This window comes from Cohnella lupini (assembly GCF_003386205.1).
Lineage (GTDB): Bacteria > Bacillota > Bacilli > Paenibacillales > Paenibacillaceae > Cohnella > Cohnella lupini.
Map to the genome: position 1 here is coordinate 763,118 of NZ_QRDY01000001.1, position 15,500 is coordinate 778,617.

The window sequence follows — 15,500 nt, forward strand, 5'->3', positions numbered from 1 at the left end:
ATAACTCTTTCTCAAATGACCTCACCCAAGTCTGAGATACACGAGAAGTTCGAGTATCTATTCCAAATTTGCCTCCGACCCGAGAAGTCCTCCCTCACCTACCGCCGCAAAGAAGATTGTTAGACAAGAGGGTTACGAGTACGAATATAGAAATGTAATTAAACAGTCTAACAGCGGGTAAGCGATGGTTATAAAATGGAAACCGTAGCATTGGAGGATGAGCGGTGGGAGTCGAATGGTACGATAGGATCGCTAGGAAAAACGGCGGATATAGGAACGATGCGGTTTATCATTTAGAAGGAACCTCGGCGGAGAAAATATTCGAAGAACGGTTAGTGGGAATGATGCCTGAATTCCGCTCTGTATTGGATGCCGGCTGCGGACACGGAGAGTTCACGTTAAAGATGTCTAAACACGCAAAGCATGTTACCGGTTTCGATAACTCAATCGAGATGATCAAGATCGCCCGTTCCATGCTAGCGGAATCCAATGCGGGGAACTTAACGTTCGTGCACGCGACCACGAAGACGGAGCTGCCTTTTGCAGACGGGCAATTCGATTTGATTTATGACCGAAGAGGACCGACGTCCATCCTTAATCACGGAAGAGTTCTTCGCTCCGGAGGCACGGTTATTGGAATACATTCTGGCGCATTGGGAACCGTGAAGGAAAGGTTAGTCAATAATGGATTTATAAACATTGAAATCGAAGAATTTAACGAGTCCGTCGTATATTTTCCTAATAGGACTGAATTCGCGAAGTTTATTTCCGGAATACCCGGCAATCCCGATTACACAGCCCCGGATCGAAGCCGGGAACTTGAGATTATCGCTCGGGACAATATCGTTAACGGTAAATTAGGCATTAGAGAATACAGATATATCTGGCAGGCTAATAAAGCGTAGGGCTTAGAAGAAATTAGATTGTAACGGAGTAACGGCGACGTAAGTTTTCCTCTAAGGTTGGATGTGAATACGCGATCATGGAGTCGAGAGGCGGCGATTATAGCATGATACAATTCTTTGCTTTTACATCGATTTTCTTAATGCCCATTCTTGGGTTCTTATTCGTTATCGAATTGCTGCGGGCAATTAAGAAGATAGTCAAAGATAAGCCCTATACGACTGAAGCCGTATGGAGCGGAATTTTATTCGCGCTTATCGTTTGGTGTATTACTTTCGTTGCCGTGTACAGAGAATTATGAATGGAATAAATAGAACTTCCAAGTTTAGGCGACGCTAGAGCATAAAGTGCTTTGGCGTTTTTTTTCTGATTCGCGATATTTGGTTGCAAACTCATGATTCAATCCGCAGCAGAATGGGTATATAACCGTGTAGATTTCATCGAATCCATGATCAAACAATTTCATGAAGCTTTCAATCGGTAAAGGACCCGAGGAGGGATGATGTGGAGAAAACAGTCAACATATTAATCGTAGATGATCATCCCGAGAATTTGATCGCCATTGAGGCCGTGTTGACCGGGGAACCCTATCGTCTCGTTCGTGCATACTCCGGAATCGAAGCGTTGCGCGCTCTGCTGGAGGACGAATTCGCGGTTATCGTCATGGACGTGCAGATGCCGGAGATGGACGGATTCGAAACGGCCAGCATTATCCGTACGCGCGAGAAGACGAAGATGGTTCCTATCATCTTCTTGTCGGCGACGAATAACAAAATGGAGCATTACTTCACCGGATATTCCGTAGGGGCTATAGACTATATGTCCAAGCCGTTCATACCGGCGATCTTCAAATCGAAGATCGAAGGCTACATCGGCATGTACGAGGCCAATCACGCTTTGCAGGAGCAAAGCGAATTGTTGCAGTTTCAAACGAAGCAACTGGAGAAAACGAATCAGGCGCTCGTCCAGGCCAAAGAAACGGCCGAAATCGCTTCACGCGTAAAATCGGAATTTCTCGCCATGATGAGCCATGAGATCAGAACTCCGCTCAACGGCATAATCGGAATGTCCGATTTGCTCTTGGCTTCGGACCTACCGGAAGAATATACGGATATGGCCGAAATCATTCATAAGAGCGGTAACGCTCTGTTATCGGTCATTAATCATATTCTGGACTTCTCCAAGATCGAGTCCGGCAAGATGGACCTGGAAGACGAACCGTTCCTGCTCAAGCATTGCTTGGAGGAGACGGTAGACTTGTTCACCGCGGAAACGCGCAAAAGGAAGCTGGAAATGGTCGTGGCCATCGATCCTTCGCTACCGCTCTATGTAAACGGCGACGTTAACAGGGTAAGGCAGATTCTAATTAATCTCGTTGGGAACGCCGTGAAATTTACGCAAAAGGGAGGCGTCTATCTTGTCGTTAATTTGCTTGAGGATAAGGCGGACTCGCTATTGATCGAATTTATAGTCAAAGATACGGGGATCGGTATTCCGGATGACAAGCTAGAGCAAATGTTTCAGCCTTTCGCCCAATTGGATGCATCGATCAACCGGAGATACGGCGGAACCGGATTAGGACTATCGATATGCAAATCTTTGGTGGAGCTTATGGGGGGGACGATTCGGGTCGAACCTTCGGACGGGCCGGGGGCGACTTTTATTTTCACGATTCGGGCACGTAAATAATCGATTAAAGAGAGACATAAACCTGACAAACGGAGAGGTTGAGATTATGACGAATAAAGAACGGTTGCCTGAAATGGAAGAGGAACAGATCGAAGCGGGGCAATTATTGAATGCTCTAATGGCTTTGAAAAAAGGGGATTTCTCCTACCGAATGCCCTATAACTATAAGGGACTTAACGGTAAAGTGGCCGATACGTTCAACGAGATCATGGACATGCAGGAAAGCCTTGTAAATGAAGTTCAAACGGTTGCAAGAGTCGTAGGCAAAGAAGGGAAGCTCTCCAGAAGGTTCGTCCATAAAAATAGCGGCGGTTCATGGGAAACGGTATTCGATTCGCTGAACGGACTAGTCATCGATCTCATTCAACCGACCAGCGAGATGGTTCGGGTTATTAACGCGGTCGCCAAAGGGGATTTGTCCCAGAGCGTAGACTTGGAGTTCGAGGGCAGGCCGCTTACGGGAGAGTTCCAAAGAACGGCTAGCAATATTAACATGATGGTAACCCAACTCAGTACGTTCGCCTCCGAGGTTACGCGCGTGGCGCGAGAGGTCGGTACGGACGGCAAGCTAGGCGGACAAGCGGACGTAAAAGGCGTATCCGGAACGTGGAAGGACTTAACCGACAGCGTTAACAACATGGCGAGCAATCTGACGGATCAGGTGCGGAATATCGCCGCCGTGACGACGGCCGTCGCGAACGGAGACCTATCGAAACAGATTACGGTAAACGCCAAAGGCGAGATCCAGGAATTGAAAAATACGATCAACACGATGGTGGATCAGCTCTCGATGTTCTCCTCGGAGGTAACGCGCGTGGCGCGGGAGGTAGGCACGGAAGGCAAGCTCGGCGGACAAGCGGATGTTAAAGGCGTATCCGGAACTTGGCGGGATTTGACCGAAAGCGTTAACTACATGGCTTCCAACTTAACGAACCAAGTGCGGAACATCGCCGTCGTTACGACCGCGGTAGCTAACGGGGACTTGTCCAAGAAAATCACGGCGGACGTTCAAGGCGAGATTCTCGAGCTGAAGAATACGATCAACACGATGGTGGAGCAGCTTTCTACGTTTGCCTCGGAGGTTACGCGGGTAGCGCGGGAAGTCGGTACGGAAGGAATGCTGGGCGGACAAGCCGAGGTTAGCGGCGTCGCGGGCACTTGGCGCGACTTGACGGAAAGCGTTAATTACATGGCGACGAACTTAACGAATCAAGTGCGGAACATTGCCGAAGTGACGACGGCCGTCGCGAAGGGGGACCTCTCCAAGACGATTACCGTCGATGCGAGAGGCGAGATTCTGCAATTGAAGAGCACGATTAATACGATGGTCGATCAATTGAGTAACTTCGCTTCCGAGGTTACGCGGGTGGCGAGAGAGGTTTCGACCGAGGGGATTCTCGGAGGTCAAGCGGACGTTAAGGATGTATCGGGAACATGGAAAGACTTGACCGACAGCGTTAACTTCATGGCCGGAACGTTGACCGACCAAGTGCGTAATATCGCGGAAGTGACGACGGCCGTTGCGAAGGGCGATCTCTCGAAGCAGATTACGGTTAACGCGACGGGCGAGATCCTGGAGCTGAAAAATACGATCAATACGATGGTGGACCAGCTCTCTACCTTCGCGTCCGAGGTTACGAGGGTAGCGCGGGAGGTCGGTACGGAAGGGATGCTGGGCGGGCAAGCGCAGGTTAAAGGAGTCGCGGGCACATGGCGGGATTTAACAGAGAGCGTTAACTACATGGCTTCCAACTTGACGAACCAGGTGCGCAATATCGCGGTCGTCACGACGGCGGTCGCCAACGGGGACTTGTCCAAGAAAATCACGGCTGACGTTCAGGGGGAAATACTCGAGCTCAAGAACACGATCAATACGATGGTGGACCAGCTCTCGATGTTCTCCTCCGAGGTCACGCGGGTCGCCCGCGAGGTCGGTACGGACGGCAAGCTCGGAGGTCAAGCGGAGGTTAAAGGCGTCGGAGGAACTTGGAAGGACTTGACGGAAAGCGTTAATAACATGGCGCGGAATTTGACCGACCAGGTGCGCAATATCGCGGACGTGACGACGGCGGTCGCGAAGGGCGATCTCTCGAAGAAGATCACCGTAGACGTCAAAGGCGAAATTCTGGAATTGAAAAATACGATGAACACGATGGTCGATCAGCTCAGCAACTTCGCTTCCGAGGTCACGAGGGTTGCCCGCGAGGTCGGAACGGAAGGGAATCTGGGAGCCCAGGCGGAAGTGAAGGACGTATCGGGAACATGGAAGGATCTGACCGACACCGTTAACTACATGGCGAGCAACCTGACGGTGCAAATGCGCAATATCGCGGGCGTGACGACGGCGGTCGCGAACGGCGATCTCTCGAAGAAGATTACCGTAGACGTTAAGGGAGAATTGCTTGAGCTGAAAAATACGATCAATACGATGGTGGATCAGCTCAATTCGTTCGCGTCCGAGGTTACGAGGGTTGCCCGCGAGGTCGGAACGGACGGGAAGCTGGGCGGTCAAGCCCAAGTTCGCGGCGTAGGCGGAACGTGGAAGGATCTGACCGATAACGTTAACATCATGGCGACGAACTTGACGGATCAGGTGCGCGGAATCGCGAAGGTCGTCACCGCGGTCGCGAACGGTAATCTGAAGCAGAAGCTCAACGTGGAAGCGAAGGGCGAGATCGCCGAGCTGACGGATACGATCAACAACATGATCGATACGCTGGCGACGTTCGCCGTCCAGGTTACGACCGTTGCGCGCGAGGTCGGCGCGGAAGGGAAACTGGGCGGGCAAGCGAGCGTACCGGGGGCCGCGGGTACGTGGCGCGACCTTACGGACAACGTTAACTACATGGCGAGCACGCTGACGACTCAGGTGCGCGCGATCACGAACGTCGCGACCGCGGTAACGAACGGCGACTTGTCGCGCGCTATCGACGTGGCGGCCGCCGGGGAAGTCGAGACGTTGAAAGACAACATCAACGAAATGATCCGGAACCTGAAGGAAACGACCCGCATAAATACGGAGCAGGATTGGCTCAAGACGAACCTCGCGAAGTTCTCCCGATTGCTGCAGGGCCAACGGGATCTATACGCGGTAAGCCGGATGATCCTCTCGGAATTGGCGCCGCTCGTGTCGATGCAGCATGGGGTGTTCTACATCAACGAGCCGGTCAACGGAGAACCCGTGCTCAAGATGTTCGCGAGCTACGCCTACCAAAGCCGCAAAAATCTATCGAACGAGTTTCGGGCGGGACAAGGTCTCGTCGGACAGTGCTTGATCGAGAAGCAACGGATACTGTTAACGAACGTGCCCGGCGACTACGTCGTCATCTCTTCGGCACTCGGAGAAGCAACGCCTCTTAATATCGTGCTGCTTCCGATTATTTTCGAGGATCAAGTGTTGGCGATTCTGGAGTTAGCTTCCTTCCGAGCGTATAGCGGCATCGATCTGGCATTCCTGGATCAATTGACGGAGTCGATCGGAATCGTCATCAATACGATGCAGGCGAACCAACGGACGGAAGAGCTGCTGATCCAGTCGCAGTCGCTGACGGAAGAACTGCAGAAGCAACAGATGGAGCTGCAGAACACGAACGACGAGCTGGAGGACAAAGCGAAGCTGCTCGTCATTCAGAAGGCCGAAGTGGAGAGCAAGAACAACGAGGTCGAGGTCGCTAAGAGATTCCTGGAGGAGAAGGCGGAACAGCTCGCTCTGACTTCGAAGTACAAATCAGAGTTTTTGGCCAACATGTCCCATGAGCTCCGTACTCCGCTGAACTCCTTGCTCTTGCTCGCGGAGCAATTAGCCGAGAATCCGGACGAGAACTTGACGGGCAATCAGGTGAAATACGCCAAAACGATTCAGGATTCGGGTCTCGAGCTGCTGAATCTCATCAACGATATTTTGGATCTTTCGAAGATCGAATCGGGGACGACGACGCCGGATTACGGTGAATTGACCTTGACGGAGATGACCGGGGGCTTAGATCGGACGTTCCGCCATATGGTGGACGAGAAGAAGCTCGAATATCGGATTAAGATCGAAGCGGACGTACCGGACGTAATCGTGACGGATGCCAAGAGACTTCAGCAAATATTGAAGAATCTACTGTCGAACGCCTTTAAGTTCACGGAGAAAGGCCAGATCATGCTCCTTATCCGCAGAGCTTCCGAAGGCTGGAATCCGGAGAACGAAACGCTTAACCGCGCCGATCGGGTCATCTGCTTCTCGGTGAGCGATACGGGAATAGGCATTCCTCCCGAGAAGCAGAACATCATCTTCGAAGCGTTCCAACAGGCCGACGGAAGCACGAATCGGGAATATGGCGGAACGGGTCTCGGACTAGCGATCTCCAGGGAAATCGCGGAAATGCTGGGCGGAGAGATTACCTTGGTGAGCGAAGTCAACGGCGGCAGCGTGTTCAATCTCTATTTACCCGCGCAATCGGCGTATCCGGACGTACCGGAGAAAGAGCCGAGAACGAAACGCGTGCCCGAGGTCATCGACGTGACGCCTCCTAAGCGGACTCGTAGCTTCGCGAGCGATGCTGAGGATGAAATGATCGATGATCGGAACGATATTCAGCCGGGGGACCGCGTCTTTCTCATTATCGAGGATGACCGGAAGTTTAACGAGATCATGTTGGAGGCGCTGCGGAAAAAGGGTATTAAAGCCGTCATCAGCTCCAAAGGTTTGAACGCATTGGAGCTTGTCCACAAGTACAAGCCTGTTGCGATCACGCTGGATCTGCATCTGGCGGATACGGACGGGTGGCTCGTCATCGAGCATCTGAAGAACGATATCAACGTTCGTCACATTCCGGTGTGCGTTATCACTGTGGACGAAGACGAAGTAGAGCTTATGAAGAAAGGCGTCTACGATTACTTCTGCAAGCCGGTGACGAACGAAGAGCTGGAGAACGCGCTGGATAAGCTGAACAATTTCGCGGACCATGCCGCTCTGAATCTCTTGGTCGTCATCCAGGATGAGGAGCGCCGCAAAGAAACCGTAAAGCTGCTGGATAATAAGGATATTAAGATCATCGCCGTCGATACGGGGCGCAAAGCATTGAATCAATTGCAATCGAAGGCGATCAGTTGCGTGCTCCTCGATTACGAGCTTCCGGATATGAACGTCGCCCATTTTGTCAGGGAAATGCAGAAGCATGCCTCCAACAAGCTGAAGCCGGTCGTGATCAACCGGGGCAACAAGAAGCTGAGCGTTCAGGAAGAGAACGAATTGGACGAAATCGTGAATTCGGCTGTCGTCAGGGTCGCGAAGACGCCCGTGCAGATGATGGACGAGACGACGCTATTCCTTCACCGCAAAGCGGAAAATTTACCGGAGGAATCGAGAGGCGCGCTTAAGAAGCTTCACCAGTCGGACGAGATGATCGAGTATAAGAAGGTGCTTGTCGTGGATGACGATATTCGGAATATTTTCGCGCTGACATCGATCCTCGAACGGCACCACATGAAGGTATTGCCGGCGGAGAACGGTAACGATGCGATTACCCTGCTGGAGAACACTCCGGATATCGGGATCGTGCTAATGGACATCATGATGCCGGTCATGGACGGGTACGAGACGACCCGCGCGATTCGCGACATCCCTCGGTTCAAGGATCTGCCGATCATCGCGCTTACCGCGAAAGCGATGCAGGGTGACCGCGAGCTTTGCTTGGAAGCGGGTGCTTCCGACTACATTACGAAGCCGGTCAATAGCGCGCAGTTGTTATCCATGATTCGCGTGTGGTTGGACGAGTAAAGTGACTTGGTTTGAATTGGTTTGAAATAAGCTGAACTTGCCGGAGAGCGTCTAAGTGGCGCTTTTCGGCTTTTTTGGCGGTTGCAGGCAGGGTATGGAGCGTGAAGCGGAGGGTGGGGGAAGGTGATATATCGAGAGTGACTCAACCGCCGATTTAAAGCGGTGCAGCCGCTCTAATTCCACCAAAAGTGCCTCCGTCGTCGATTTAAAGCGGCACAGCCGCTCTAATTCCGCCGAAAGTGACTCAACCGCCTTAAAGCGGTGCAGCCGCTCTAATTCCGCCGAAAGTGTCTCAGCCGCCGGGTTTAACCCGACAAGGTCGTGTTAATCAGGTTGAGGTAAACGCATTTCCTTGTCATCCACCTCCGATTATCGGTAAGATAGGTACAGCAGATAGGAAGAGGAGACAACCCATGAAAGAATTTCGCATGTATTTCCGGTTCGTGAAGCCCTACCGGTGGCTGGTAGCGTTTACGCTGCTCATCGGCATGGTCAAATTCGCGATCCCGTTGGCGGTACCGTTGTTTCTTCAATACGCGGTAGACGATATTTTGCTAGCCGAGTTATCCAAGGACGACAAAATATCTCGTTTAATAGAATTGATCATTATCTCGTTCTTCTTATTCGTTATCGTTCGTTATCCGATCGAATACTTCCGGCAATATTTTGCCCAGCTCACCACGAGCAAGATATTGTTCGACCTTCGCAACAAGTTATACGGACACCTGCAACGACTATCCCTGAGATTCTATCAGGAACGCAAATCGGGGGAAATTATCTCCCGGATGATGAACGACGCGGAGCAGACGAAAGCAATCGTAGAAACGGGAATGATGAACGTATGGCTGGATTTGTTCACGCTCACTATCGCGATCGTCATTATGCTGAACATGAACGCGACGCTGACATTGGTGGCCATTCTGATCTTGCCTTTCTACGGAATAGCGGTCGTCAAGCTATACAAGAGATTAAAGACGTTCGCCCGTTCCCGGTCGGCCGCGCTTGCGGACATGCAAGGGTATCTGAACGAGCACGTAGTGGGTATACCTGTAGTTAAGAGCTTTACGTTAGAGCAGTACGAGCGCAAACAATTCGGAGTTAAAAACGGAACTTTTCTCGAGAAAGCACTTGCCTTGACGAAGTGGAACGCGCTGACCAACGCCATTATCAATACTCTTACCGAGATCGCGCCGCTCCTCATCCTGTTAGGCGGGGGTTATCTCGTCATCATGGGCGAATTGACGATCGGAGGGTTCGTCGCGTTCTATGGTTACCTGGATCGTCTGTACACGCCGCTTCGCCGATTGGTAAGCGCCTCGACGGAGCTGACGCAAGCTTCCGCCTCCTTGGAGAGAGTCATGGAGCTGCTAAACGAACCGCAGGATATCATGGACGGTAAAGATGCTAAACCGCTAAGGAAAGTTACCGGGAGAATCGAATTCGATAACGTCTTCTTCCGCTACAGAGACGAAACGGACTGGGTGCTGCGCGATATCCGTCTGACCATAGAGCCCGGACAAACCGTTGCTTTCGTAGGAATGAGCGGGGGCGGGAAGTCTTCTCTCATTAGCTTGCTTCCGAGATTTTACGATATTCAGCAAGGCGCCATTCGCATCGACGAACAAGATATATCGAGAGTGACGCAGCACAGCTTGCGCTCGCAGATCGGCATGGTGCTTCAGGATAATATTCTGTTCAGCGGAAGCGTTCGCGAGAACATCATGCTGGGCAATCCGGACGAGAGCGAATCCCATATGCTGAACGCGGCCAAACGAGCGAACGCTCACGATTTTATCATGAGCTTGCCGCAAGGCTACGAAACGGAAATCGGGGAGCGGGGAGTCAAGCTTTCGGGCGGCCAGAAGCAGCGGATCGCCATTGCCCGCGTATTCCTGAAGGACCCGGCGATTCTGGTGCTGGACGAAGCGACCTCCGCGCTCGATTTGGAATCCGAGCATCTCATTCAAGAATCGCTGCAGGCGCTCACGGACAATCGCACGACGCTTGTCGTCGCGCATCGTCTGTCTACCATTACGCACGCGGATCAGATTATCGTCATCGAACGCGGGGAAATCGTCGAACGAGGCAAGCACGAACAGCTGATGGAGCAAGGCGGAGCGTATGCGAGGCTCTATAACGTGCAGAATCTATAATAGGTATTGGGGTGGTAGGGTTCATTCTATTCCATTCTATAACGCTAGGAGGAGTCGAAGCTTATGGCGAACGATAAGTTGTTTTTTCATCCGGTAATCAACGAATGGTTCACCGAATCTTTCGGCGAACCGACCGATGTGCAAAGGCAGGCTTGGCAATCGATCGGAGAGGGCAACCATACGTTAATCGCCGCGCCGACGGGCTCCGGAAAGACTTTGGCCGCGTTATTGCCCTGCATAGACAAGCTAACACGCAGCGCGCGCGACACTCGAGCCGACGAACGCGCCAAAGGCGTGAAAATCTTGTATTTGACTCCTCTTAAAGCGTTGAACAACGATATTCATCACCATGCCGTTCAGTTCGTCGAACAATTAGATAGACTTGCGAAGGAAAGAGATGCCGCTTGGCCGGGCATTCGTTGCGAAGTACGCACCGGGGATACGAGCGCAAGCAAACGGGCGTCTATTCTGCGGAATCCTCCGGAGCTGCTCATTACGACGCCCGAATCGTTATTTCTGTTACTTACTTCCTCCAAAGGCCGAGCCATTCTGGAGAATGTCGATCAAGTCATCGTGGACGAGATCCACGATCTGGCGGCGGACAAGCGCGGTTCGCATTTATCCGTCTCCTTGGAAAGGTTAACGATGCGTTGCGAGATACCTCCGCAACGCATCGGAGTATCGGCAACGCAGAAGCCGCTTGATCGGGTCGCGCGTTTTCTAGCGGGGTGGAAAGAACGGAAAGAACAAGGCGGCGAGTTCGTTCCAAGACCGGTAACGATTATCGAAAGCTCCATGAGCAAGAGCATAAGCGTGCTCGTTACGATGCCCGACCAGAGCAAACCAGCCGCTACGAGGGAAGCGGTGTGGATCCCGTTACTCGATCGGATTATGCAAGCGATGGACGGCTGCCGTTCCGTCTTGCTGTTCGTGAATAGCCGCAGGTTGTGCGAAAGGCTTTGTTTGCGCTTGAACGATCATGTCGGCTACGAGATGGCCCGTTCGCATCATGGAAGCATCTCGCGGGAGCGCCGGCTGGAAGTCGAGCGAATGCTGAAGGACGGAAGCTTGCGTTGCATCGTCGCGACTTCTTCGTTGGAACTCGGCATAGACGTCGGTCATATCGATCTCGTCATTCAGATCGATTCCCCCCAGGAAGCCGCGCGCGGCATTCAACGGATCGGTCGCGCGGGACATGCCGTTGGCGACGCGAGCCAAGGAATTCTAATTGCCAGGCAGAAAGCGACTCTGCCCGAGCTGGCCGTTCTCAGCCGACAGATCGCCCGGAGAGAAATCGAAGACATTCGCATTCCGAGCAGTCCGATGGACGTATTGTCCCAGCAAACGGTCGCGATGGTAGCGATGGACGACTGGGAAATCGAATCCCTGCATCGATTGCTTAGGCGCAGCGACAGCTATCACGACTATCCGCTGGATAAGCTGGAGCAAGTGCTTCAGGTGTTATCGGGCTTCTATCCATTCATTAAGCCGCTGATACAATGGGATCGCGCGAGCCGGACGCTGAGCAAGAGAAGCAATACCGCGATGGCAGCCCTCACGGGAGCGGGAACGATTCCCCAAAGCGGAGGTTACCCGGTCCATCATCTGGAGAGCCGCGCGCATCTTGGCGAATTGGACGAAGAGTTCATTCAGGAGAGCCGGGTCGGAGACGTTTTTCAATTAGGGACGAGCTCTTGGATGATCCGGGATATCCGCAACGACCGGGTATACGTGTCGGAAGCGGGCAATCGGTTCAGCGAGATCCCGTTCTGGCGCAACGAGGCGGGAAGCCGTTCATCCGAGCTAGGGGAGATAATCGGGGCGTTCCTCGGAGAGTTATCGGAGCGTTTGCAATTGAATTCCGAGCCTGACAGTACGGAAAACGAGGCCGAGATCGACGATCGGGTATCGGAGTGGCTGGCTAGTTTCTACGGGATGGATCGCGCTTCGGCGGAGGAGCTATTCTCGCTCGTGAGAGCTCAGCATCGGGCGTGCGCCTTGCCGACCGATCGTCAGATCGTCATCGAGCATTACCGCGACGTGACGAACCAAACGCACGTGATCATCCACAATCATAGCGGCAGAAGGGTCAACCGCGCCTGGCTGTTAGCTATCGAAAGGCAATTCGAGCAGCTGTTGCCTTATAAGCTATACGGAAATGCCAAAGACAACGGTATCGAATTCGTTCTGCCCGAGTGGGATTCATCATGGCTGAGAGTCGTTCATCAGGTTACGCCGGCCAATCTGGAGCAGCTGCTCGTCGAAGCGATAACAGGTTCGCCGCTTCTCGGCATAGCCTTTCGGAGAATCGCGGAGACGTCTCTGCTGTTGTCCCGAAGCTTTACGCGAACTCCGATGTGGCAGAAGCGACTTCGGAGCGAGGAGCTTCTGCGCGGGGCGCTTCCTTACGCGGAGCATTTTCCGTATTTGCGGGAAGCGATGTCGGAGTGCCTTCATGATTACTTAGGCTACGACGAGCTGAAAGCCATGCTTGAAGCGCTGGTAGAGGGGAAAATAACCATTCTCGTGCGGGAAACGCCTTATCCGTCGCCGTTCGCTTCCCAGTTCCTGGCGGATTACGTCAACATGAGAATCTATGAAGGAGACGGATTGGACGAAACGATTCGCCTTCAATTGCTTAACGTGAGCAAGGAAATGGCCGGTCAGCTATTCGACTCTGCGGCACTAGGAAACGCGATCAACGGCGAGGTCATAGAGGAAGAGAGCCGCAGGTTAAGCGGGGTCGATCAACCTCCGGGCAATGCGGAGGAGCTTGCGGCACTGCTTAAGAACAGAGGCGATTCTACTTTGAAGGAAATCGTAAAGGCTGCAGGGGACGCGTCGCTTCAATGGCTTCGACTCTTGCATGAATCAGGCAAGGTAGAGCCGATAGACTTGACCGGAGACGGAGAATTCCGGTGGATCCCTGCAGATGAACGGGAAGTATACGCTTCGTTCCCGGAAGCGGAGAGCTCCCTGCTCTTCGTGCTCGGACGATATGCCGATCGGCTAATCTCCTTCACGGAGGCCGACTTATGCGATAGATATCCGTCGTTGACGTTCGAGTCCGCGAAGGAAGCGGTCGGGAAGCTGCTCGAGAAGGGGATGATCGAGCAGGCACCGCATGCGGCGGACCGAGACGAACGGTTATGGACAAGCTCCAAGGTCGCATCCCGTCTCATACGGCTGTCTATCCGGCATGCCAGAGATCGCGCGGAGCCCGTAGAGCCGGCTAGATGGTGCAGCCAAATCGCCTTCATGCAGCATGCGCTTCAGGGCTATCAGCAGCAGGGCAACGAAGGCTTATTGACCGTTATCGAACGCTTGCAAGGCCTGTTCGTTCCGTTATCCCATTGGGAGACGATTATTTTTCCGTCGCGGATTGTTCCCTATCGTAAAGAACAGCTTGATCAGCTATGCGCTTCGGGTGAAATCATATGGGTCGGCAGCAAGGAGGAAGGGGATAAAGAAGGGAAGATCGCCTTTTTCTTGGCGGAATCCAAGTCGCTATATTCTCCCTTCCTGGATCGTGCGCAACAAGAACCTACCCGACATCCGCGTCTTCTGCGGTATCTGGAAGAAGGGGGCGCCAGCTTCCTGACCAAGCTCAGCCGGGAAATGGAGAAGCCGCCTTCGGAGCTTCTTCCGGATTTGCTGGATTTGGCGTGGGAAGGACGCGTATCGAACGACCAATTCGCGCCGCTTCGGCTGCAGGTCAACGCCAAACAAGCGAACTGGGCAAGGGCAGGCTCGGGGCTCGGGCGTTGGTACGCGACGAGTTCTCTTCGGGACGAGAGCGATCCGGCGGGCGATGTTACCGACACTTCGGAGCGGGATTCTCCGGTACTCGTCTGGACGCATCATCTGTTGCAATCGTACGGCGTCATCAACCGGGAGCTGGTGGCGAATATAGCGCCTTTCTCCTGGGATGTCTTCTACCCTGTCCTTAAGAGACTTGAAGAATGGGGCGTACTAACGAGAGGGACGTTCATTCAAGGCTTAACGAATCTTCAATTTACGACGCGCGAACTGAGCGATTCCATGCGTCAATCTCTCCCCCTTTCCTCGGAGCCCGCTTATACGATTCTCTCTTCCGCAGATCCGGCCAATCCGTTCGGTCTTCTGATGGACTGGCCGGAAGGTACTCGAGGAGCTTCTTTTGCGCGCAAGCCGGGTAACTTCCTGCTATTGAAGGGGGACAAGTGGCTGCTGTGGATCGAGAATAACGGAAAAAGAGTGTTTACGTTGTCCGGGTCGAATGAAGAGTCCGTCACGTCGGAAGAAGAAGCCGAGATTGTTCAGTCCGCGTTTCAAACGATCATTCGCAGACGAAAGCTCGTCAAGATCAAGGTGGATTCCTGGAACGGAGAGGCCATACAAGAATCGGAGACCGGAAAAACGCTGATGCGCTTAGGGGCGGAACGCGATCAACGATCACTGGTGATTTGGTCCAAGTAACTGAATTATTTTGCCATTCGTAACGCTATGCATGAAGGTGCAAAGGGTCCTCGTGGAGAATATAGGAGAAATAAGGCAGATATACTGAATCATCCAGTCGAGAGGAGCGGTCGCGCATGGTTAACGAGAACGTGCTTTGGGAGGGCAAACCGTTTAACTATGGATTTCCGAGCTTCACCCGTTATCAGATCACGGAGAGAAGAGTAATCATCGAAAAAGGGATCTTCACCAAAAAGCGCGAGGAAATCCAGTTGTATCGCGTTCGCGATATTACCTTGAAACGGAATTTGCTCGAGAGAATCTTAAAGTTCGGAGATATCACCATTTTCTCCACCGATACGACCTCGCCATCCTATATTTTACGGAACATAAGGAAAAGCGTAGACGTCTCCGACCTGCTCGGCCAAGCTTCGGAAAGCGCCAGATTGAAGTACAGGGCTCACGAGCTTACGGAAGTACAGGTTCAGTAGACATCGCATGATTCAAGTATAAAGATAAAGCGCCCTCCTGCTCTAGAAAACCAGAGCGGAGGG

The 15,500-nt window shown here is 52.7% G+C and carries 7 protein-coding genes; all 7 read left to right on the top strand.

The window, feature by feature from the left end:
- Window positions 1–224: 224 nt before the first annotated feature.
- The 7 genes from DFP95_RS03710 to DFP95_RS03740 all read left to right on the top strand — a co-directional run bounded on the left by DFP95_RS03710 (window position 225) and on the right by DFP95_RS03740 (window position 15,437).
- Complete coding sequence (locus tag DFP95_RS03710; protein WP_115991184.1) at window positions 225–905, top strand: class I SAM-dependent methyltransferase; 681 nt, start codon at window positions 225–227, stop codon at window positions 903–905.
- Window positions 906–1,009: 104 nt separating this feature from the next.
- Window positions 1,010–1,204 carry a hypothetical protein gene (locus DFP95_RS03715; RefSeq protein WP_147304124.1) on the top strand — a complete coding sequence of 65 codons (195 nt, stop codon included), beginning with the start codon at window positions 1,010–1,012 and terminating at the stop codon, window positions 1,202–1,204.
- Between the two features lie 203 nt (window positions 1,205–1,407).
- The gene (locus DFP95_RS03720; RefSeq protein ID WP_115991186.1) at window positions 1,408–2,592 is read left to right on the top strand and encodes an ATP-binding protein; all 1,185 of its coding nucleotides are present in this window, start codon (window positions 1,408–1,410) and stop codon (window positions 2,590–2,592) included.
- Window positions 2,593–2,638: 46 nt separating this feature from the next.
- Entirely contained in the window at window positions 2,639–8,356 is a 5,718-nt protein-coding gene (locus tag DFP95_RS03725) for a HAMP domain-containing protein (RefSeq protein ID WP_115991187.1), read from the top strand.
- A gap of 413 nt (window positions 8,357–8,769) precedes the next feature.
- Entirely contained in the window at window positions 8,770–10,509 is a 1,740-nt protein-coding gene (locus DFP95_RS03730; protein WP_115991188.1) for an ABC transporter ATP-binding protein, read from the top strand.
- A gap of 63 nt (window positions 10,510–10,572) precedes the next feature.
- Window positions 10,573–14,967 (top strand): DEAD/DEAH box helicase, encoded by a 4,395-nt coding sequence (locus tag DFP95_RS03735; RefSeq protein ID WP_115991189.1) that lies wholly within the window; start codon window positions 10,573–10,575, stop codon window positions 14,965–14,967.
- A 116-nt stretch (window positions 14,968–15,083) separates the two neighbouring features.
- Window positions 15,084–15,437 (top strand): PH domain-containing protein, encoded by a 354-nt coding sequence (locus DFP95_RS03740; protein ID WP_115991190.1) that lies wholly within the window; start codon window positions 15,084–15,086, stop codon window positions 15,435–15,437.
- The last annotated feature ends 63 nt before the right edge of the window (window positions 15,438–15,500 follow it).